The sequence below is a fragment of the Spirillospora sp. CA-108201 genome, assembly GCF_050936235.1.
GTDB lineage: Bacteria > Actinomycetota > Actinomycetes > Streptosporangiales > Streptosporangiaceae > Spirillospora.
Genome location: NZ_JBNJNE010000001.1, coordinates 3627735 through 3645596 on the forward strand (window position 1 = coordinate 3627735; position 17862 = coordinate 3645596).

General features: G+C 73.6%; 18 protein-coding genes, 3 tRNA genes and 1 pseudogene. 7 read left to right on the top strand and 15 right to left on the bottom strand.

The window, feature by feature from the left end; translation table 11 throughout:
• Nucleotides 1-16: 16 nt before the first annotated feature.
• The 11 genes from ACQEU6_RS17630 to ACQEU6_RS17680 all read right to left on the bottom strand — a co-directional run bounded on the left by ACQEU6_RS17630 (nt 17) and on the right by ACQEU6_RS17680 (nt 7367).
• A complete protein-coding gene (locus tag ACQEU6_RS17630; RefSeq protein ID WP_499333220.1) occupies nt 17-568 on the bottom strand; it encodes a Cif family virulence factor in 552 nt (183 codons plus the stop codon).
• Nucleotides 568-762 (bottom strand): ferredoxin, encoded by a 195-nt coding sequence (locus ACQEU6_RS17635; protein ID WP_499333222.1) that lies wholly within the window; start codon nt 760-762, stop codon nt 568-570. Before ACQEU6_RS17635 ends, ACQEU6_RS17630 begins: the two co-directional genes overlap by 1 nt.
• Nucleotides 759-2099, bottom strand: a complete 1341-nt coding sequence (cyp51, locus tag ACQEU6_RS17640) for a lanosterol 14-alpha demethylase (RefSeq protein WP_499333223.1) — start codon at nt 2097-2099, stop codon at nt 759-761. The genes ACQEU6_RS17635 and cyp51 overlap by 4 nt, the downstream gene beginning before the upstream one ends.
• Nucleotides 2096-2875, bottom strand: coding sequence for an SDR family oxidoreductase (locus ACQEU6_RS17645; protein ID WP_499333227.1), 780 nt, complete (start codon nt 2873-2875; stop codon nt 2096-2098). Before ACQEU6_RS17645 ends, cyp51 begins: the two co-directional genes overlap by 4 nt.
• Nucleotides 2875-4071: a cytochrome P450 gene (locus ACQEU6_RS17650; protein ID WP_499333229.1), complete on the bottom strand. Its 1197-nt coding sequence runs from the start codon at nt 4069-4071 to the stop codon at nt 2875-2877. The genes ACQEU6_RS17645 and ACQEU6_RS17650 overlap by 1 nt, the downstream gene beginning before the upstream one ends.
• A 10-nt stretch (nt 4072-4081) precedes the next feature.
• On the bottom strand, nt 4082-4648 hold the full coding sequence (locus ACQEU6_RS17655) for a TetR/AcrR family transcriptional regulator (RefSeq protein WP_258938505.1): 567 nt from the start codon (nt 4646-4648) through the stop codon (nt 4082-4084).
• An 80-nt stretch (nt 4649-4728) separates the two neighbouring features.
• Nucleotides 4729-4812, bottom strand: a tRNA-Tyr gene (locus ACQEU6_RS17660).
• A 25-nt stretch (nt 4813-4837) separates the two neighbouring features.
• Nucleotides 4838-4910 (bottom strand) — tRNA-Leu (locus tag ACQEU6_RS17665).
• A 5-nt stretch (nt 4911-4915) separates the two neighbouring features.
• Nucleotides 4916-4989: transfer RNA gene (locus tag ACQEU6_RS17670), tRNA-Leu, on the bottom strand.
• Nucleotides 4990-5218: 229 nt separating this feature from the next.
• On the bottom strand, nt 5219-6697 hold the full coding sequence (locus tag ACQEU6_RS17675; RefSeq protein ID WP_499333231.1) for a protein kinase domain-containing protein: 1479 nt from the start codon (nt 6695-6697) through the stop codon (nt 5219-5221).
• A gap of 79 nt (nt 6698-6776) precedes the next feature.
• Nucleotides 6777-7367 carry a TetR/AcrR family transcriptional regulator gene (locus ACQEU6_RS17680; protein ID WP_499333233.1) on the bottom strand — a complete coding sequence of 197 codons (591 nt, stop codon included), beginning with the start codon at nt 7365-7367 and terminating at the stop codon, nt 6777-6779.
• Nucleotides 7368-7442: 75 nt separating this feature from the next.
• Between ACQEU6_RS17680 and ACQEU6_RS17685 the strand changes: the two genes are divergently transcribed.
• The 5 genes from ACQEU6_RS17685 to ACQEU6_RS17705 all read left to right on the top strand — a co-directional run bounded on the left by ACQEU6_RS17685 (nt 7443) and on the right by ACQEU6_RS17705 (nt 11820).
• Nucleotides 7443-8147, top strand: coding sequence for an enoyl-CoA hydratase-related protein (locus ACQEU6_RS17685; protein WP_499333235.1), 705 nt, complete (start codon nt 7443-7445; stop codon nt 8145-8147).
• Nucleotides 8148-8233: 86 nt separating this feature from the next.
• The gene (locus ACQEU6_RS17690; RefSeq protein ID WP_499333237.1) at nt 8234-9664 is read left to right on the top strand and encodes an aldehyde dehydrogenase; all 1431 of its coding nucleotides are present in this window, start codon (nt 8234-8236) and stop codon (nt 9662-9664) included.
• Nucleotides 9661-10395 (top strand): SDR family oxidoreductase, encoded by a 735-nt coding sequence (locus ACQEU6_RS17695; protein ID WP_499333239.1) that lies wholly within the window; start codon nt 9661-9663, stop codon nt 10393-10395. Before ACQEU6_RS17690 ends, ACQEU6_RS17695 begins: the two co-directional genes overlap by 4 nt.
• A complete protein-coding gene (locus tag ACQEU6_RS17700; RefSeq protein ID WP_499333240.1) occupies nt 10392-11276 on the top strand; it encodes an NAD(P)-dependent oxidoreductase in 885 nt (294 codons plus the stop codon). Before ACQEU6_RS17695 ends, ACQEU6_RS17700 begins: the two co-directional genes overlap by 4 nt.
• A gap of 202 nt (nt 11277-11478) precedes the next feature.
• Nucleotides 11479-11820, top strand: coding sequence for a carboxymuconolactone decarboxylase family protein (locus ACQEU6_RS17705; RefSeq protein ID WP_499333241.1), 342 nt, complete (start codon nt 11479-11481; stop codon nt 11818-11820).
• Nucleotides 11821-11922: 102 nt separating this feature from the next.
• On the opposite strand, the gene ACQEU6_RS17710 is transcribed toward ACQEU6_RS17705, so the two are convergent.
• A complete protein-coding gene (locus ACQEU6_RS17710; RefSeq protein WP_499333242.1) occupies nt 11923-12495 on the bottom strand; it encodes an acetamidase/formamidase family protein in 573 nt (190 codons plus the stop codon).
• A gap of 158 nt (nt 12496-12653) precedes the next feature.
• Here ACQEU6_RS17710 and ACQEU6_RS17715 point away from each other — a divergent pair.
• Nucleotides 12654-13331: pseudogene (locus ACQEU6_RS17715) on the top strand (beta-propeller domain-containing protein); the annotation flags it as partial.
• A gap of 19 nt (nt 13332-13350) precedes the next feature.
• Nucleotides 13351-14535 carry a beta-propeller domain-containing protein gene (locus ACQEU6_RS17720; protein WP_499333244.1) on the top strand — a complete coding sequence of 395 codons (1185 nt, stop codon included), beginning with the start codon at nt 13351-13353 and terminating at the stop codon, nt 14533-14535.
• Nucleotides 14536-14706: 171 nt separating this feature from the next.
• Here the strand turns inward: ACQEU6_RS17720 and ACQEU6_RS17725 are convergent, their stop codons facing one another.
• From ACQEU6_RS17725 to ACQEU6_RS17735, 3 genes are all read right to left on the bottom strand, one after another.
• Nucleotides 14707-15831 carry a D-alanine--D-alanine ligase family protein gene (locus ACQEU6_RS17725; RefSeq protein WP_499333247.1) on the bottom strand — a complete coding sequence of 375 codons (1125 nt, stop codon included), beginning with the start codon at nt 15829-15831 and terminating at the stop codon, nt 14707-14709.
• A 71-nt stretch (nt 15832-15902) separates the two neighbouring features.
• Complete coding sequence (locus tag ACQEU6_RS17730; RefSeq protein WP_499340234.1) at nt 15903-16892, bottom strand: NAD(P)H-dependent glycerol-3-phosphate dehydrogenase; 990 nt, start codon at nt 16890-16892, stop codon at nt 15903-15905.
• Nucleotides 16893-16909: 17 nt separating this feature from the next.
• On the bottom strand, nt 16910-17860 hold the full coding sequence (locus ACQEU6_RS17735) for a lysophospholipid acyltransferase family protein (RefSeq protein WP_499333251.1): 951 nt from the start codon (nt 17858-17860) through the stop codon (nt 16910-16912).
• Nucleotides 17861-17862: the final 2 nt, after the last annotated feature.

Genomic DNA, 17862 nt, shown 5'->3' on the forward strand with positions numbered 1-17862 from the left:
GGCCGCCGGGACCCGGTCACCAGATCGGGACCGGGCTCTCCCCCCGCGGGTAGTAGCCGGGGATCGGCTCCCCGGACGCGGCCCGCTCCAGCCGCCGCCTCATCCCGTCCGACAGGACCCCGGCCTTCATCATCTCGACGAACACCGACGTGACGTTGCCGAGGTCGAACCAGTCGCGCTGCCACGACCACCGCCGGTCCCCCGCGTACCGGAACCAGGACCCGCCGATGCCGAGCACCTCGTAGGGCGTCCCGTCGGGGCGGCGCGCGTCGGCGACCTGCTTCCAGAACCCGACGACCCCGCCCTTGCGCTCGTCGACCAGGATGCTCTGGTACGGGTAGGTCCAGCCGTCCAGGCCGCCCATCTCCGAACCGAGCGCGATGTCGCGGATCTCGTCCCGGCCGACGGCCATGAAGTCCTGGTCGGGGCCGATGTTCCAGCCGTAGGTGGCGTCCTCGGTGTAGAGGTCGGCGAGCGGGCGCCAGTCGCCGGCCTCCTCGCAGCGGCGGTTGGCCTCCAGCCAGTGCTCGACCATCGCGTCGAGCTCTTCACGGGGGAACGCGGGCATCACGACTCCAGCAGTTTGAGGGCCTGGGTGGGGCAGTAGCGGACGGCGGAGGCCACCCCGGCGCGCATGTCCTCGGGCGGCTCGGCGTCCAGGACGCGGACCCTGCCCTTGGGCGGCACCTCGAAGACGTCGGGGGCCTCCAGCTCGCACATGGCGTGTCCCTGGCACAGGTCCAGGTCGGCCTCGATCCTCACCGGCGCCTCCGGCGGTAGCGGACGGCGCAGGGCTGGGCGAGCTGGACCACCATCTTCGAGTGGTCGTCGCGGTAGCTCTCGGGCGGCTGCGCGGGCTCGAACTCCCAGTCCCGCAGCAGGACCGAGAAGATGGCCTTGAGCTGCATCATCGCGAAGTTCGCGCCGACGCAGCGGTGCCGGCCGGCGCCGAACGGCACCCACGTCCAGCGGTGGAGCACGTCCTCTTCGCGCGGAGCGGCGTAGCGCTCGGGGTGGAAGACGTCGGCGTCGGGGAAGTCGGCCTCGATCCGGTTGGAGACGGCGAGGCCGCAGCCGACCATCGTGCCCGCCGGGATGCGGTGCCCGACCACCTCCTGGTCGGACTGCGCGACCCGCAGCAGCAGGATCAGCGGCGGATGCAGCCGCAGCGCCTCCTTGATCGCCGACTCCAGGTTCGGGATGGCGCGCAGCGCCTGGAACGACACCTCGCGGCCGTCGTCGTACAGCTCGTCCAGCTCGCGGACCACGCCGTCCAGGACGCCCGGATGGCGGAGCAGCTCGATGAGCGTCCAGGCGGCGGTGCCGGACGTGGTGTGGTGCCCGGCGAACATCATCGAGATGAACATGCCGGTGACCTGGTCGGCGTCGAACTTGAGCGTGCCGTCCCCGTCCTTGATCGACATCAGCACGTCGAGCAGGTCGCGGTCCTGCCGGGGCGGGTCCGGGGGCCGCGAGTCCATGATCTGCTGGACGAGCTCCACCAGCGCCGCGCGCGCCGCGTCGCGCCGCCGGAAGCTGTCGATGTCGGCGTGGGGGGCGACGTAGGCGATCGCGTCGGTGCCGCGTTCGAGGTCGTGGTACAGGTCGGCGAACCGGCGGTCGAGCTGCTCGCGGAACTTGCGCCCGATCAGGCACGCGGACGAGGTGTAGATCGTCAGCTCGGCGAAGAAGTCGAGCAGGTCGATCTCGCCCTCCTCGCCCCAGCCGGCGACCATCCGGTCGACCTCCGCGGAGATCGTCGCGGCGTGGCCCTTCATGAACGAGCCCTTGAGCGCCTGGTTGTGCAGTGCCTCGCGGCGCTGCTCCGGGGTGGCGTCGAACACCACGCCCTCGCCGAAGATCGGCGTCATGAACGGGTACGCCTCGGCCTGGTCCAGCTCCTCGTCGGGGGCGCGGAAGAAGAACTCGTTGGCCTCCGCGCCCGACAGCAGCACGACGCGGCGCCCGGCGAGGCGGAACTCGCCGACGTCGCCGCACTCGTCCCGGACCCGCCGCATCAGCCCGATCGGGTCCGAGCGCAGCTCCTCCAGGTGGTCGGGCCCGCCCGACACGACGCGCGGCTCCACCAGTGCGGTCACGACTCCTCCAACGGTGCCTCGGGCTGGACTTCGACGAGCCGGAGATGGGCGCCGCGCGGGGCCGCGACGATCGCGGCGACGGCGGCGGCGACGTCGGACGGGCGCAGGAAGTAGGGGTGGCGGGCGTGGCCCCACCTGGCCCAGTCCTCCAGGACGGCGCCGGTGGTCTCCGCGTCCCAGCTCATGCCCATGCCGGTCGCGGTGGGCCCGGGCCGGACGATGGACGCCCGCACGCCCGTCCCCTCCAGCTCCATCTGCATGGTGCGGGCCATCCCCTCCACGCCGTTCTTGGCCGCGACGTAGGCGCCCGTCCAGGAGCGCGGCGCGGGGACGGTGTCGGAGGAGACGAACACGATGTCGCCGCGCCGCCGCGCCACCATCCCCGGGACGAACTGCGACACGAGCCGGTGCGCGCCGACGAGGTGGACCTGCACCTGCGCGAGGAACTCTGCGGTGTCGAGCTCGTGCAGGCGCCCGGCGGACAGGTCGCCGGCGCTGGAGACGACGACCTCGACGGGTCCGAGCGCGTCGGCGGCGGCCGCGGCGAACGCCTTGACCGAGTCGGAGTCGGCGACGTCGAGCGGGTGCGCGAACGCCTCGCCCCCGCCGGCCCGGACGGTCGCCGCCAGCTCCTCGCACCGGTCGGCGCGCCGCGCGCCGAGCGCGACCGGGTGCCCGGCCATCGCCAGCGCCGTCGCCGTCGCCGCGCCGATCCCGGACGAGGCGCCGGTCACCACGGCCGCGCGGCGCTGCGGATGGGGGTCGAACCTGGGCATCAGCGCACCTCCACGCGCACGGGCAGGGCGGCGAAGCCGCGGACGTTCACCGAGTGCACGCGCTCGGCGCCGTCGTGGTCGACCTCGTAGGCGGGGACGCGGCGCACGAACTCGGTCAGCGCGATGCGCGCCTCCAGCCGCGCCAGGTTCGCGCCGAGGCAGAAGTGCCGGCCGCCGCCGAAGCTGACGAGCTGGGAGGTGTCGCGGTCGAGGTCGTAGGCGTCGGCGTCGGCGAACACGCGCGGGTCGCGGTTGGCCGATCCGACGAGCAGGAGCACGCGGTCGCCCTCGCGGACGCGCCGGCCGTGCAGCTCGACGTCCCGCACGACCTTCCTGGCGAGCATCTGGCTGGAGGTGTCGTAGCGGAGCGTCTCCTCCACCCAGTCGTCCACCCGGGCCGGGTCGCGGAGGGGCTTGGCGGCCTGGTCCGGGTTGCGCGACCCCCAGTAGAGGGCGTTGGCGAGCAGCTTGGTGGTGGTCTCGTTCCCGGCGACCACCATCAGGAACAGGAACGCGATGACCTCCTCGTCGTCCAGCCGGTCGCCGTCGATCTCGGCGTCGAGGAGGGCGGAGGTCAGGTCGCCGGCGGGCCTGCGGCGCCGCTCGGCGACCATGTCCTGGTAGTAGCCGGCGAGGGTGAGGGCCGCGTCCATCCCGGCGGGCGGGACGTCGTTCAGGCCCTCCTCCCGGTGGACGACCGTGTCCGCGAGCCGGCGCACCTCGGCCCGGTCGGCCTCGGGGACGCCCATCATCTCCGAGATGACGTCCATGGGCAGCAGGCCGGCGAACTCGGAGACGAAGTCGAACCCGCCCTTCTCCAGGGCCGGCTCCAGATACCGCCGGGTGAGCGCCAGGATGCCGTCGCCCAGTTCCTTGACCCGCCGCGGCGTGAAGCCTTTGGACACCAGGGCGCGCATGCGGGTGTGGCGCGGCGGGTCGAGCGCGAGGAACGACATCGTCCGGGGCGCGTGCGGGCCCCAGGCGCTCGGTTCCACCGAGACGCCGTGGGAGTTGGAGAAGGTCGCGTGGTCGCGGAAGGCCGCGGAGACGTCGGCGTGCCGGGTCAGCGCCCAGAAGCCGATCTCGTCGTTGCGGTAGAGGGGCGCCTCCTCGCGGAGGCGCGCGTAGAGGGGGTAGGGGTCCTCGTGGACGGCGTAGTCGAAGGGGCTGTAGGAGACCTGCGCGGCAGGGTCCACGGCCGTCACCTCACTCGGGGGGTTCGGGCAGGATGAGCTCCGCCATCTCGGCGAGCCGGTCGGCCATGCGGGCGTAGGACGTGTAGCCCATGCCCGCGTACAGGAGCGCGCCGGTGTAGGCCAGTTCCAGCGCACCGAGGATCTTGGGGTCGTCGTGCTCGCGCAGCGCCGCGCGGAGCCGTTCGCGGATCGCGTACCCGATCCGCATCCGCAGTTCGCGGACGTCGGGGTCGGTGCCGAGCAGCGCGGTGGTGCACGCCGCCGCGAGGTCCGGCTCGTCCGACACCAGCAGCGCGATCTCGCGGAGCGTCCCCACCACGCGTTCGCGCAGCGTCCCGTCCGCCTCGACCGGGGGCAGGGCGCTGAGCCGCCGCCAGAACACCTCGGTGATGAGGTGGTTCTTGGAGGCGAAGTAGGTGTAGGCGGTCGCGGGCGCCACGCCGGCGCGGCGGGCCACGTTGCGGACGGTCAGGCCCTCGTAGCCGGTCTCGCCGACCTCCACCACGGCGGCGTCGGTCAGCCGCCGCACCGTGTCGGCCTGCCGCTCGGTGAGGCGGCGCCGGGTGGGCTCGGTCATGGGTTCGGGTTTTCCGGACACGTGTCCAGACATTAGTTCAGAAGTAGGGCGCGCGCAACGCCCGCCGTGCTCGTCCCGGGTGGGGCGGGCGGGATTCGAACCCGCTCAGTCAGCGACACCTGGTTTACAGCCAGGCCCGACTCTCCGAACGTCGGCGCCGCCCCTCGCGCGGGCCGCGGGCCCGCGCCGTGCCTCCGGAGGGATTCGAACCCCCAGCGCACAGCACCTCATGCTGCCGTCTCTGCCGTTGGACTACGGAGGCGTGCGTGCGGCTCCCGGGATTCGAACCCGGAACGTCCACTTCCTGAGAGTGGCCTCTCTGCCTGTTGGAGTAGAGCCGCGGGGAACTCGCGAGGACGGGCGTCGCTCGCGGCGGCTCGGCCGGGGCCTCTAGGAGACGGGATACCGGCCGGGGCGGGCGTGCGACGCCGAGGGCAGTCGGAGTCGATACTGCTCCAGAGCCATGGCCGGTCCTCCTCTCGCGCGTCTCGTGTCACCGTCCCTGTCTCGGACGGGCTGACGTCGTCAACGGTGCCACCGGCGGCACGGCCGCGGCAACGGGTTTTCCGCTCAGTTCTCGTTCGGCAGGGCCGCGCCGAACGCGACCAGGGCCCAGAACGCGACCATGATCCAGCCGAGCGCGATCCCCGTGACCGCGAGCCCGAGGCCGCGCTCGCCGGAGCGCCGCAGCCGCACCCAGGCCATGTGCCCGGCGACGATCGCGGGGATGGACGGCAGCCCGCACGTGATCAGCCCCACCGCGCCCATGGACACCGCGTAGATCGCGAGGCTGTTCATCGGCGGCTTGGCGTGCGGATGGCCCGCGGCCGGGTAGTGGTGGGGCGCCTGCGTGGGGTGCCCCTGGTAGCCCGTCTGGTACCCGGCCATCTGCTGGTATCCGGTGGGCTGCTGGTAGCCCGTGGACTGCTGGTAGCCGGCCGGCTGCTGGTAGGCGGCCGGGCGGGCGTCGATCGCGTCGGCGTAGCGGTTCCAGCTCTCCGCCTCGGCGGTCCGCCCCTGCCCGCCGAGCAGGACGGCGAGGTTGCGCATCGCGGCCGGGTCGCCCGCCTGCGCGGCCTGCCGGTACTGCCCCTCGACCAGCGCCGCCGCCTCCCCCGCGGCGAGCGCCGGAGCGATCCCCGGCGCCTGCGTCCCGGGCGCCTCGGTGCGGTCCCGGCCGCGGACCGAGGCGGTCTCGGCGCGGTGCCGGCCGGGCGCCTGGATGTCCTGCGTGGACGGCGCGGGCTGCCGGACGCCGCTGGAGATGAGGCCGTCCAGCAGCGACTGGGCGGACGGCCGCCGCGCCGGGTCCTTGGCCAGCGCCGCCCGGACGGCCTTGAGCAGCATGCCGTCGAGCCCGCCCAGGTCGGGTTCGCCGCTGATGATCCGGTGGATGACGGCCGGCAGCGAGTTGCCGGCGAAGCACGGCCCGCCGCGCGCCGCGAAGGCCACGGTCGCGCCCCAGGCGAACACGTCGGACGCCGGGGAGGCGCCGCGCCCGTCCAGCTGCTCGGGGGCCATGAACGCGGGCGTGCCGACGATGCCGCCGGTCGCGGTGAGGCGCGTCCCGTCCAGCGAGCGGGAGATGCCGAAGTCGATGACGCGCGGCCCGAACGTGGACAGCAGCACGTTGGCGGGCTTCAGGTCGCGGTGCACCACGCCCGCGGCGTGGATGGCGGTCAGCGCGGTCGCGATGCCGACCGCGACGGCCTCCAGGTCGGCGCCGCGCAGCGGCCCCTCCTTCACCACGGCGTCGTCCAGGCTGGGGCCGTTGACGAACTCGGTCACCAGGTAGGGCGGGTCCGCGCCGGGATCGGCGTCCAGGACCGGCGCCGTGCAGAACGGGCGCACCCGCTTCGCCGCCGCGACCTCCGCCTCGAACCGCGCGCGGTACTGCCGGTCGGCCGCGTACTCCCGCCGGATCACCTTCAGGGCGACCTTGCGCCCGGACGCGTCCAGCCCCGCGTACACCGTCCCCATGCCGCCCTCGCCGACACGGTCGACGACCCGGTAGGGGCCGATGCGCTCCGGCAGGTCGGCGTGCGGCACGGACATTCTCCTCGGGACGGAAATCGGCTGTACAAGCCTGGCACATCACCACGCTTCACGCGGCCCCGTCCGCGATCATTCAGTGCCGCGCGCCCCGGCCGAGCTCGGCCCGCAGCGTCCCGGCCACCACCTCCGCGGTCACCTCCAGCGCCCGGACGTCGTGCGCCGTCCGGCTGAGCGCGAGCGATCCCTCGAAGGCGCTCAGCACGTAGGTGGCCAGATCCTTCGCGCGCCCCTCCGCGATGCCGGCCCCGGCCAGCCTCCGCGCGAGGGAGAGCTCCCACGACGCGAACACCTCCGCGCACGCGTGCCGGAGCGGTTCGCTCGTGCTGGCGACCTCCAGCGCCACGGTCGCGATCGGGCACCCGTCGCCCCACGCCGACCTCTCCAGCGCCTCCGCGCTCAGCCGGAACATGTCGAGCACCGCACGCCCCGGGTCCTGGCCGGCCCGCGCGAACACGAGATCGAACAAGCGCAGGTACCGATCGCCCGAATGCCGCACGGCCTCGGCTCCGAGCTGCTCCTTCCCGCCCGGGAAGAAGTGGTACAGCGACCCCCAGGGCGCCTCGCCCGCCGCGGTGATCTGCTTGAGCCCCGTCCCGGCGTACCCCTGCTCGCGGAACAGCTGGGCGCTCGCCTCCAGCAGCCGGGTCCGTGTGTCGCGCGTCATGCGGACACCCTAGCCCTTGCTCTCACTAGATCGATCTATCTACTATGACGGCCGATCCAGACAGGGAGCCGCTTCGTGACCGTGCGCACCGAACGCCGTGGACCCGTCCACGTCATCACCCTCGACCGCCCGTCCCGCCGCAACGCGGTCGACGGGCCGACCGCCCTGCGGCTGGCCGGCGCCGTCCGCGACTTCGAGGAAGGCGACGCGGAGGTCGCCGTCCTGACCGGCGCCGGCGGCGCCTTCTGCGCGGGCAACGATCTGAAGGCGATGGCCGCGGGCGACTTCCCCGTCCCGACCGCCGACGGCCCGCCCCCGATGGCGGTCACGCGCGCCCGCCCGTCCAAGCCGGTGATCGCGGCGATCGAGGGCCACTGCTTCGGCGGCGGCTTCGAACTGGCCCTGTGGTGCGACCTCCGCGTGGCGTCGGAGACCGCCGAGTTCGGCCTGCTCAACTTCGAGCACGGCCTCCCGTCCCTGGACGGCGCAACCGTCCGGCTCCCCCGCCTGGTCGGCCCGGCCCGCGCCCTGGACGCCCTCCTGACCGCCCGCCGCATCCCGGCCCGGGAAGCCGCGGACTGGGGCCTGCTGACCACCCTCACCCCACCCGGCGAAGCCCTGCGCACGGCGCAGGCCCTGGCCGCCCGCATAGCGGCCCTCCCCGCCCCCGCCCTCCAGGCCGCCCGGGCCTCACTCCTGACGCAGGGGCCCCTCTCCGAGTCCGAGGCCCTGAAGAACGAGACGACCCTCGCGCTGTCCGCCCTGCCCGCCCCCGCGTGAGCGAAATCGCGGGCCGCTCTTGCGTCGCGCCGGGGGCTGGAATGTAGTCTGGACAGGTGTCCAGAACAAACGATCGCTTGCTTCTGGTGGACGGACGACTCGTCCCCGGGGCGGGCGGCGCCTTCGAGACGATCAATCCCGCGACCGAGGAGGTGCTCGGTACCGCCGCCGACGCCTCCGCCGACGACATGGACCGGGCGATCGCGGCCGCGCGCCGCGCGTTCGACGAGACCGGGTGGGCGACCGACCACGCCTTCCGCGCGCGGTGCCTGCGGCAGCTCCGGGAGGGGCTGCGGCGGCGGGCGGACGAGCTGCGCGAACTCACGATCAAGGAGGTGGGCGCGCCGAGGTTCCTGACGTTCGGGGCCCAGCTGGACGCGCCCGTGGACGACCTCGCGTGGTTCGCGGACCTGGTCGAGGACTACGGCTGGGAGCGCAACCTCGGACGCGCCGAGCCGATGGGGATGCCCAGCCACCGGAGGGTCGTCCGGGAGGCGGTGGGCGTCGTCGGCGCCGTCACCCCGTGGAACTTCCCGCACCAGATCAACCTCGCGAAGCTGGGTCCGGCGCTGGCGGCGGGCAACACGGTGGTGCTGAAGCCGGCGCCCGACACGCCCTGGTGCGCGGCGGTGCTCGGCGAGGTCGTCGCGGAGGACACCGACATCCCGCCGGGCGTGGTCAACGTGGTCACCTCGTCCGATCACGCGCTGGGCGCCCGGCTCACCCGGGATCCCCGCGTCGACCTGGTGTCGTTCACCGGGTCGACGGCGACGGGGCGGGACGTGATGGCGAGCGCGGCCGGGACGCTCAAGCGGGTGTTCCTGGAGCTCGGCGGCAAGTCGGCGTTCGTCGTCCTGGACGACGCCGACCTGCGGGCCGCGTGCTCGTACGCGGCCTTCGCCGGGATCACCCACGCCGGGCAGGGCTGCGCGATCACGACCCGGATCCTCGTCCCGCGCGAGCGCCACGACGAGGCCGTCGAGATCACCGCCGAGACGCTGGCGAAGCTCGGCGCCGGGGACCCGCAGGACGACCGGACGATCTGCGGCCCGGTCATCTCGGCGCGGCAGCGCGAGCGGATCGAGGGCTACCTGGACCTCGCCGTGGAGGAGGGCGGCGCGTTCGCCTGCGGCGGCGGACGCCCGGAGGGCCGGGACAAGGGCTTCTGGATCGAGCCGACGCTGATCACCGGGCTGACCAACGACGCCCGCGCGGCGCGGGAGGAGATCTTCGGGCCGGTGCTGGTGCTCCTGCCGCACGACGGCGACGACGACGCGGTGCGGATCGCGAACGACTCCCCGTACGGGCTGTCGGGCGCGGTGCACGGCGGGGACGTCGAGCGGGCGCGCGCCGTCGCGAGGAGGCTGCGCACCGGGACGGTCAGCGTGAACGGCGGCGTCTGGTACGGCGCGGACGTCCCGTTCGGCGGCTACAAGCAGTCGGGCATCGGCCGCGAGATGGGCGTGGCCGGTTTCGAGGAGTACCTGGAGACCAAGGCGATCGCGGAGGGCGTGTGAGGTTCGAGGGAAAGGTCGCGGTCGTCACCGGGGCCGCGCAGGGAATCGGCGAGGCGTACGCGCGGGCACTGGCGTCCGAGGGCGCCCACGTGGTCGTCGCGGACGTGGACGAGCGGGGTCGCGCCGTCGCGGACGGCGTCAAAGGCCTGTTCGTGCGAACGGACGTGTCCGATCCCGCGTCCGTGGAGGCCATGGCCGGGGAGGCGGTGGAGCGGTTCGGCGGGATCGACCACCTCGTCAACAACGCCGCCATCTTCGGGACGATGAAGCTGGACTTCCTCTTCACCGTCGACTGGGACTACTACAAGAAGTTCATGTCGGTGAACATGGACGGCGCGCTGCTGTGCGCGCGCGCCTGCCACCCCCACATGCAGGCGCGCGGCGGCGGTTCCATCGTCAACCAGTCCTCCACGGCGGCCTGGCAGTACTCGGGCTTCTACGGGCTGGCCAAGGTCGGCGTCAACGGGCTCACGCAGCAGCTCGCGCACGAGCTGGGCAGCATGAACATCCGCGTGAACGCGATCGCGCCCGGCCCGATCGACACCGAGGCCAACCGGACGGTCGTGCCGGGCGGCATGTCGCAGAAGATCGTCCAGGACAAGATGGCGCTCAAGCGGATGGGGTCGCCCGAGGACCTGGTGGGCGCCTGCCTGTTCCTGCTGTCGGACGACGCCGCGTGGATCACCGGCCAGATCGTCAACGTCGACGGCGGCGAGGTGTTCCGGGCATGAGCGGGGCTGACCGGGAGGCGCGCGTCCCCCCGGCGAGCGGGCGCGCGGCGGTCGGGTTCGTCGGGCTCGGGCAGATGGGGGCGCCGATGGCGGCCCACCTGGCGGGACGGGGCCTGGCCGTGTACGACGCGCGGGCCGAGGCGATGGCGCCGCTGGTGAAGGCGGGCGCGCGCGCCGCGAAGAGCGTCGCCGAGGTGGCCGCGCACAGCGACCTGGTGTCCGTCATGGTCCGGGACGACGCCCAGGTGACGGAGGTGGGCGAGGAGGTGCTCGCGAGCGCGCGTCCGGGCACGGTCCTGGCGGTCCACTCGACCATCCGCGCGCGGACCGCGCAGGACCTGGCCGCGCGAGCACGGCGCTACGGGATCGAGGTGGTGGACGCCCCGGTCAGCGGCGGGTTCATGGGGGCGAGCGCGGGCAGCCTCGCGGTCATGGTCGGCGGGACGGACGAGGCGTTCGAGCGGTGCCGGGAGCCGTTCGGCGCCTGGGCGGACCTCGTCCTGCACATGGGGCCGGTCGGCGCGGGCACCCGCGCGAAGCTGGCCCGCAACATGCTGCACTTCATCTCGTTCACCGCGGCCGCGGAGGCGCAGCGCCTCGCGGAGGCGGCCGGGGTGTCGCTGCGCAAGCTCGGCCGGGTCGTCCGGCACACCGACGCGATCACCGGCGGCGCGGGCTCCATCATGCTGCGCCCGACGACCGCTCCGCTGGCGCCGGACGACGACCTGTACGACATCCTGCGGCACACGCGGGACCTCGGTGAGAAGGACCTGTCCCTCGCGCTGGAGCTGGCCGACGAGCTGGGGGTCGACGCCCCGCTCGCCCGGATCGCTCTCGATCGTTTCGGTGCGGGGCTGGGGTTGGGGGAGGCCAATGACTGAGCGCAGCGAACCGGGGGGTGTGGGGGGTCGGCCCCCCACAGAGAACACGCCTGAGCGCAGCGAACCGGGGGGCGTGGGGGGTCGGCCCCCCACAGAGAACACGCCTGAGCGCAGCGAACCGGGGGGCGTGGGGGGTCGAGCTCCCGCAGAAGGCGCATCCGGGTCCGGTGAGCCCGCGGGGCGGCGTGAGCGTGGGCTGGAGATGATGCGCCGGGTCTACGGCTGGGAGGTGTCGGATGGGCCCGGCGACTTCTTCGGCATCACCGTCGAGCACCTCTTCGGCGACATCTGGACGCGGCCGGGGCTGAGCATGCGCGACCGGCGGCTGCTGCTCGTCGGGGTCCTCGCCGGTCAGGGGCTGAACGACGTCCTCGACATCCAGATCCCGGCGGCGCTGGCCAACGGGGAGCTGTCCCCGGACGAGCTGCGCGAGATCGGCGTCTTCCTCACCCACTACGTCGGCTGGCCGCTCGGGTCGAAGCTGAGCGTCCAGATCGACACGCTGATCGCCCGGCACGAGAAGCGCGCGCGGCGGGACGGCTAGGAGCGGTCTCGATGGGACCTCGGCCCCGCGCGCGAACGCGGGAGCTGCCCGGTGGAGCGAGGCCGGAGGCGAGCGAAGTGGGCCGGGACTGCGAGAACACGGCTAGCACAGGCGCGGGGTCGGGTCGGGCATCAGCATCGGCCCGGTCACGCGGAACCGTTCGACGCCCTGCCGGGTGAGGCTGACGCGCAGGTCGATCCAGCCGCGCACGCCGGGCTCGCCGCAGTCGTGGGCGCCCCTGCGCGGGAAGTGCAGGTCGCCCACCGACAGCTTCGCGCCCCGGACGTGCACCGGCAGCAGGATGCGGGACCCGGCGGTGAGGGGCGCGATGAGGCATCCGCCCACGTCGCGGCCGCGCGCGTCGCCGGGCACGGCCACGGGTTCGGGCGGCGCGCAGCCGATGATCCCGGGATGGCCGCCGGCGTCGCGCCCGCCTCCGGGGCGTCCGACCGCGAGCACGTCCACCACGATCACGTCGCCGGGTTCCGCTCCGACGACGACGAGCGGACCGCACAGCAGGAGGCCGCCGCCGGGTTCCCGGCCGGGGCACTCCATCCGGACGGACCCGCCCGTGATGACCTCCGCCACTCCCGGGATGTCGGGGTGCCAGTGGCTGTGTCCGAGAACATCCCGCATCCCGGGGTCGTCGAGGTCGAACACGGCTGGTGAGGGCATCGGGCAGAGCTCCTTCCGGCAGGGGCAGGCGATGCCCCGATGCTGCCCAGGCGCTGTTTCCGGAGGGTTTCGGCCTGCTGACGCTCGCGTAAGACGGCCTTCACCGGAAATCCCTCGCTCGCGGGGAACCGGGCGGCGAACGCTAGCGTCCAAGGTCCATGCGTGGTCGCATCTTCCTCCCGGTCGCGACGGCGCTCCTGCTGGCCGGGATCGCCGGGTGCTCCCGGTCGGGGCAGGTCCACGACCGGGACACCGAGGCGCCGGCGGTACGGCTCGTCGCCTATCGCGGCTGTGACGCGCTCCTCGACGAGCTGCGCCGCGCCACCCTGGACAAGGTCGGCCCGTACGGGCTCGACGGCGCGCTGAGCGACGGCGCCGAGGCGCTGGCGAAGGCGCCGAGCGCGGGCGGGGCGCCCGGGGCTCCCGCGCCCGCTCCGGAGCACTCCACGACGAACTCGCACGAGCCGGACGCGGACGAGCCCGATCTCGTGAAGACCGACGGCCGCAGGATCGTCGCGTTCGCCAAGGGACGGCTCAGGGTCGTCGACCCGGTGTCGCGCAAGGTGACGCACACGGTGGCACTGCCGGGCGCCGCCCGCTACGACGACGGGGAGCTTCTGCTCAGCGGCGACCGCGTGCTCGTCCTGACGCGGCAGGCCAGAGCCGTCCCCTTCGAGGCGCCGGCACCGGGCGGGCCGGCGGCGGGGCGGCCGCTGCCCGGCCGGCCCCTGCCCGGGTCGACGCAGACGACGCGCCTCACGCTGGTCGATCTGTCCGGCGAGCCGAGGGTCGCCGGGACGATGACGTCCAACGCCGACTACCTCGACGCGCGCCAGACCGGCTCCACTGGTCCGCGTGGTGGTGAGGTCCCAGCCGCGCATCCACTTCCCCGGGGGCGACGGCGAGAGGAAGGCCGTCGCGGCGAACCGGGAGGCCGTGTCGAAGGCCCCGCTGGACGCGTGGCTCCCGTCCTTCGAGGTGGAGGGCGGGGCGGCGTACCGGACGCCGTGCGACCAGGTCAGCCGCCCCTCCTCGTACGCGGGCTCCTCGATGCTGACCGTGCTGACGCTCGATCTCGCGAAGGGCCTCGGCGACCCCCGGCCGGTCGCGGTGACCGCCGACGGCTCGACCGTGTACGGCGACGGGCAGAGCCTCTACGTCACCGGCACTCCCCCGGAGCTGTTCGCGTGGCCGCGCAAGAAGGCGGTCGAGCCGCGTACGGACGTCCACAAGTTCGACGTCCGCGGTAGCGGACGCCCGAATTACGTGGCCTCAGGCTCGGTGAAGGGCTTCCTGCTCAACCAGTACTCGATGTCGGAGCATGAGGGGAACTTGCGCCTGGCCGCGACGACCAGCCGGATCGAACCCGGCAGCAGGGCGTCGCAGAGCTCGGTGTACGTCCTGGCCCAGCACGGTGCGCGCCTCGACCAGATCGGACGGCTCGACGGGCTCGGCGAGGGCGAGCGGATCCATTCCGTCCGGTTCTTCGGCGCCACCGGCTACGTCGTGACGTTCCGGCAGACCGACCCGCTGTACGCCGTCGACCTCAGGGACCCTCACCGTCCCCGGACCACCGGCGAGCTCAAGATCAACGGCTATTCCGCCTACCTGCATCCGACGGCGGACGGGAAGCTGCTCGGCGTGGGGCAGGACGCCGACTCCTCCGGCCGTACGAGCGGCCTCCAGGTCTCCCTCTTCGACGTCTCCGCCAAGCCCCGCAGGCTGGACGCCTACAAGCTCCCCGGAGCGAGCTCCCAGGCGGAGTTCGAACCGCACGCGTTCCTGTACTGGCCGAAGACCGGCCTCACGGTCGTCCCGGTGACGGGGCGGGACGGCGGCCCGCCCGAGGCCCTCGCCCTCAAGGTCACCGGAACGGGCGTCACGAGGCTCGGAACCGTCCGGAATCCGGGCGGGGACCTCGGCGGCGGCGTCAGCCGATCGCTCGTCATCGGCGACACCCTCTGGACGTTCTCCGACGCGGGCGCGCGGGCCGTCGACGCGGCCACCCTCAAGGGCGGCGACCGGATCGCCTTCGGCTGACGCGTTCCGGAGTAGCTTGGGTCATGCGCGCGAACGCGTGAGCTGCCCGGTGCAGCGAAGCCGGAGGCGAGCGGAGCCGGGCAGATCGCGAAGCGATGCCGCGTTCGCCCAGGCCCGGTCACGTAGCGGGCCGCCAGGCGAGCGAAGAGGGCCGGGACTGCGAAACGCAGGCTAACGCAGGCCCGTCGAGCGCTGGAGGGCCGTCTGGATGAGGCGGTCGACCAGCGCCGGGTAGTCCACGCCCGTCGCCGCCCACATCTGCGGGAACGCCGACGCGGGGGTGAAGCCCGGCATCGTGTTGATCTCGTTGAGGATCCAGCGGCCGTCGGGCGTGTGGAAGAAGTCGACCCGGGCGAGGCCCTCGCAGTCGAGCGCGTCGAACGCCTGCACGGCGACGCGGCGGACCTCCTCGATCGCCGCGGGCGGCAGGTCCGGCGGGATCGCCATGGTGGTGGAGCCGTCGAGGTACTTCGTCTCGAAGTCGTAGAAGTCGTGGTCGCCCGCCATCAGGACCTCGGCGGGCAGGCTGGCCTCGGCGGGGCCGTCGTCCACGCCCTGCAGGACGCCGCACTCGATCTCGCGGCCCTCGACCGCGGCCTCCACGATGACCTTGGGGTCGTGCCCGCGGGCGGCCTCGACCGCGGCCTCCAGGTCGGACTCGTCGGTGACGCGGGTGATGCCCATGCTCGACCCGGCGCGGGCCGGCTTGACGAACACCGGCGTCCCGTCGGCGAGGCCGAGCTCCCTGATGATCTCGTCGAGCTTGCGCTTGCGCTCGCGCCGCCACTCCCGGTCGCCGACCAGCACGTACGGGCCGACGGGCAGGCCGCGCGCCTGCCAGACGAGCTTCATGAACCCCTTGTCCATGCCGACCGCGCTGGCCAGCACCCCGGCGCCGACGTAGCGGATGCCGGCGAGGTCGAGCAGGCCCTGGATCGTGCCGTCCTCGCCGTAGGGGCCGTGCAGGAGCGGCAGGACCACGTCGACGTCGCCGAGGGTCGCGGGGACCTCGCCCGGCTGGACCACCATCAGGCCGCGGCTGTCGGGGTCGAACGGCAGCGCGAGGACGCCGCCCTCCCCGGTCACCTCCGGCAGGCGGCCGCCCTCGATCGCCAGGCGCAGGTCCGCGGGCGGGAGCACCCAGCGCCCGTCGCGGGCGATGCCGATCGGCACGACCTCGTACCGGTCCCGGTCGATGGCGGCCATGACGGCCCCCGCGGTGACGCAGGAGATCGCGTGCTCGGAGCTGCGCCCGCCGAAGACCACCGCCACGCGGATCCTAGAAACCTGGGACATGACGCCCGACCCTACCGGTGATCAGCACGGGTCGGCCACGAGCGAACCGGGCGCGGTGCGCGGTCGCACCGTCACACCCCGTACCGCTCGGGCTTGGGAGACCGCGAAATCAGCGAGATCGCCGCCTCCTTGATCGGTATGCCGCGGTGCAGCACGGCGGTGACGGCCTCGGTGATCGGCATCTCCACGTTGTGCTTGTTCGCCAGCTCCAGCACCGCCTCGGCCGACTTCACGCCCTCCGCGGTCTGCTTGGTGACGGCGATGACCTCGTCCAGGGTCATGCCGCGGCCGAGGTTCTCGCCGAACGTCCGGTTGCGCGCGAGCGGCGAGACGCAGGAGGCGACGAGGTCGCCCATCCCGGCGAGGCCCGCGAAGGTGTGCTCGTCGGCGCCGAGGGCGGCGCCCAGCCGGGCGATCTCGGCCAGCCCGCGGGTCATCAGCAGCGCCTGGGTGTTGGAGCCGAACCCGAGTCCGACCGACATCCCGACGCACAGGGCGACGACGTTCTTCACCGCGCCGCCCAGCTCGACGCCGATCACGTCGGTGGAGGTGTAGACGCGGAAGTAGGACGTCATCGTGGCGGCCTGCAGGCCGCGCGCGGCGTCCTCGTCCACGCACGCGGCGACCGCGGCGCTGGGCTCGCCGGTGGCGATCTCGCGCGCGACGTTCGGCCCGCTGAACACCGCGACCCGCTCCTCGGGGACGTCGGCGACCTCGCGGATCACCTCCGACATCCGGCGGGTGGTGCCGAGCTCGACGCCCTTCATCAGGCTCACCAGGACGGCCTCGCGCGGCAGCAGCGGGACCCAGCCGCCGAGGTTGCGCCGGAGCGTCTGCGCCGGGACGGCCAGCGCCACGAAGTCGGCGCCCCGCAGGGCCTCCGCCGGGTCCAGGGTCGCGCGGACGGCCTCGGGGAGCGGGACGCCCGGCAGGTAGTCGGCGTTCTCGTGCCGTTCGTTGATGCCCTCGACCACCTCGGGGCGGCGGCCCCACAGGGTGACCTCGCCGCCGGCGTCGTGCAGCATCATCGCGAACGTGGTGCCCCAGGACCCGGAGCCCATCACCGCGGTACGGAAGGTCACGAGTCGGCCGCCTTCGGCTCCGCCGCGCCCCGGCCGGCGGACTCCGGCCCGGCCGGTCCCGCCTGCTCGGGAACCGCGCCTCCGGCCGGGTCGACCACGGCGTCGGCCGCCCCGTCCGCCACCGTGCCGGCCGCCACCGCCTCGGCGGCGCGGCGGCGCTCCTCCAGCACCCGGTGGTGGTCGAAGGGCTCGGCCGGGGGCCGCGCGCCGCGCAGCTCGCCGAGCAGGGCGGTGATCGCGGCCATGATGTCGTCGGTGGCGGCGCGCAGGGTGTCGCGGTCCAGCGGGAGCCCCGCGTACTTCGACAGGTCCACCGGCGGCCCGGCGATCACCTGCATCATCTTGCGCGGCACCGGATGGACCCCCTTCTTCAGGCTTCCCGCGAGGCCCCTCTGCTCGCCCTTCTTGTACGGCATCAGCTCGTGCGCGCCCCAGCTGGCGACCGGGACGACCTTGGCGCCGGTCTTCAGCGCCATCCGCGCCGCGCCGGTCTGCCCCGTCATCGGCCACAGCTCGGGATCGCGGGTGCAGCTGCCCTCCGGGTAGAACATCAGGCACTCACCGTCCAGCAGGGCCTTCTCGGCGTCCCTGAGGGCGAGGGCGGCGTCGGCGCTGTCGCGGTAGACCGGGATCTGGCCGGTGCCGCGCAGCACCGCCCCGATGAACCTCACGTCGAACAGCGTGGACTTGGCCAGGTAGACGGGGTAGCGGCCCGACCCGTAGACGAAGTGGGCGAGCGCGAGGGGGTCGGCTTCGGAGATGTGGTTGGCGGCGATGATGACGCCGCCCTTCCTCGGGACGTTGCCGCGGCCGCGCCAGTCGCGCCTGAGCAGCCCGGACAGCAGCGGTCGCAGGATGACGATCGTGAGCGCGCGCCATCTCGGCGAGTAGCGGTGGCCCTGGCGCCCCTCCTGCGAGGGGGCGACCCCCCGCTTCGCTCCGCTCATCT

Excerpts from the sequence above, each read along its gene's own strand:
- ACQEU6_RS17710 (WP_499333242.1), bottom strand. The coding sequence starts at position 12,495 with ATGCCCTCACCAGCCGTGTTCGACCTCGACGACCCCGGGATGCGGGAT.
- ACQEU6_RS17680 (WP_499333233.1), bottom strand. The coding sequence starts at position 7,367 with ATGACGCGCGACACACGGACCCGGCTGCTGGAGGCGAGCGCCCAGCTG.
- ACQEU6_RS17725 (WP_499333247.1), bottom strand. The coding sequence starts at position 15,831 with ATGTCCCAGGTTTCTAGGATCCGCGTGGCGGTGGTCTTCGGCGGGCGC.
- ACQEU6_RS17655 (WP_258938505.1), bottom strand. The coding sequence starts at position 4,648 with ATGACCGAGCCCACCCGGCGCCGCCTCACCGAGCGGCAGGCCGACACG.
- ACQEU6_RS17630 (WP_499333220.1), bottom strand. The coding sequence starts at position 568 with ATGCCCGCGTTCCCCCGTGAAGAGCTCGACGCGATGGTCGAGCACTGG.
- ACQEU6_RS17730 (WP_499340234.1), bottom strand. The coding sequence starts at position 16,892 with ATGGGCTCCGGGTCCTGGGGCACCACGTTCGCGATGATGCTGCACGAC.
- ACQEU6_RS17700 (WP_499333240.1), top strand. The coding sequence starts at position 10,392 with ATGAGCGGGGCTGACCGGGAGGCGCGCGTCCCCCCGGCGAGCGGGCGC.
- ACQEU6_RS17705 (WP_499333241.1), top strand. The coding sequence starts at position 11,479 with ATGATGCGCCGGGTCTACGGCTGGGAGGTGTCGGATGGGCCCGGCGAC.
- ACQEU6_RS17645 (WP_499333227.1), bottom strand. The coding sequence starts at position 2,875 with ATGCCCAGGTTCGACCCCCATCCGCAGCGCCGCGCGGCCGTGGTGACC.
- ACQEU6_RS17735 (WP_499333251.1), bottom strand. The coding sequence starts at position 17,860 with ATGAGCGGAGCGAAGCGGGGGGTCGCCCCCTCGCAGGAGGGGCGCCAG.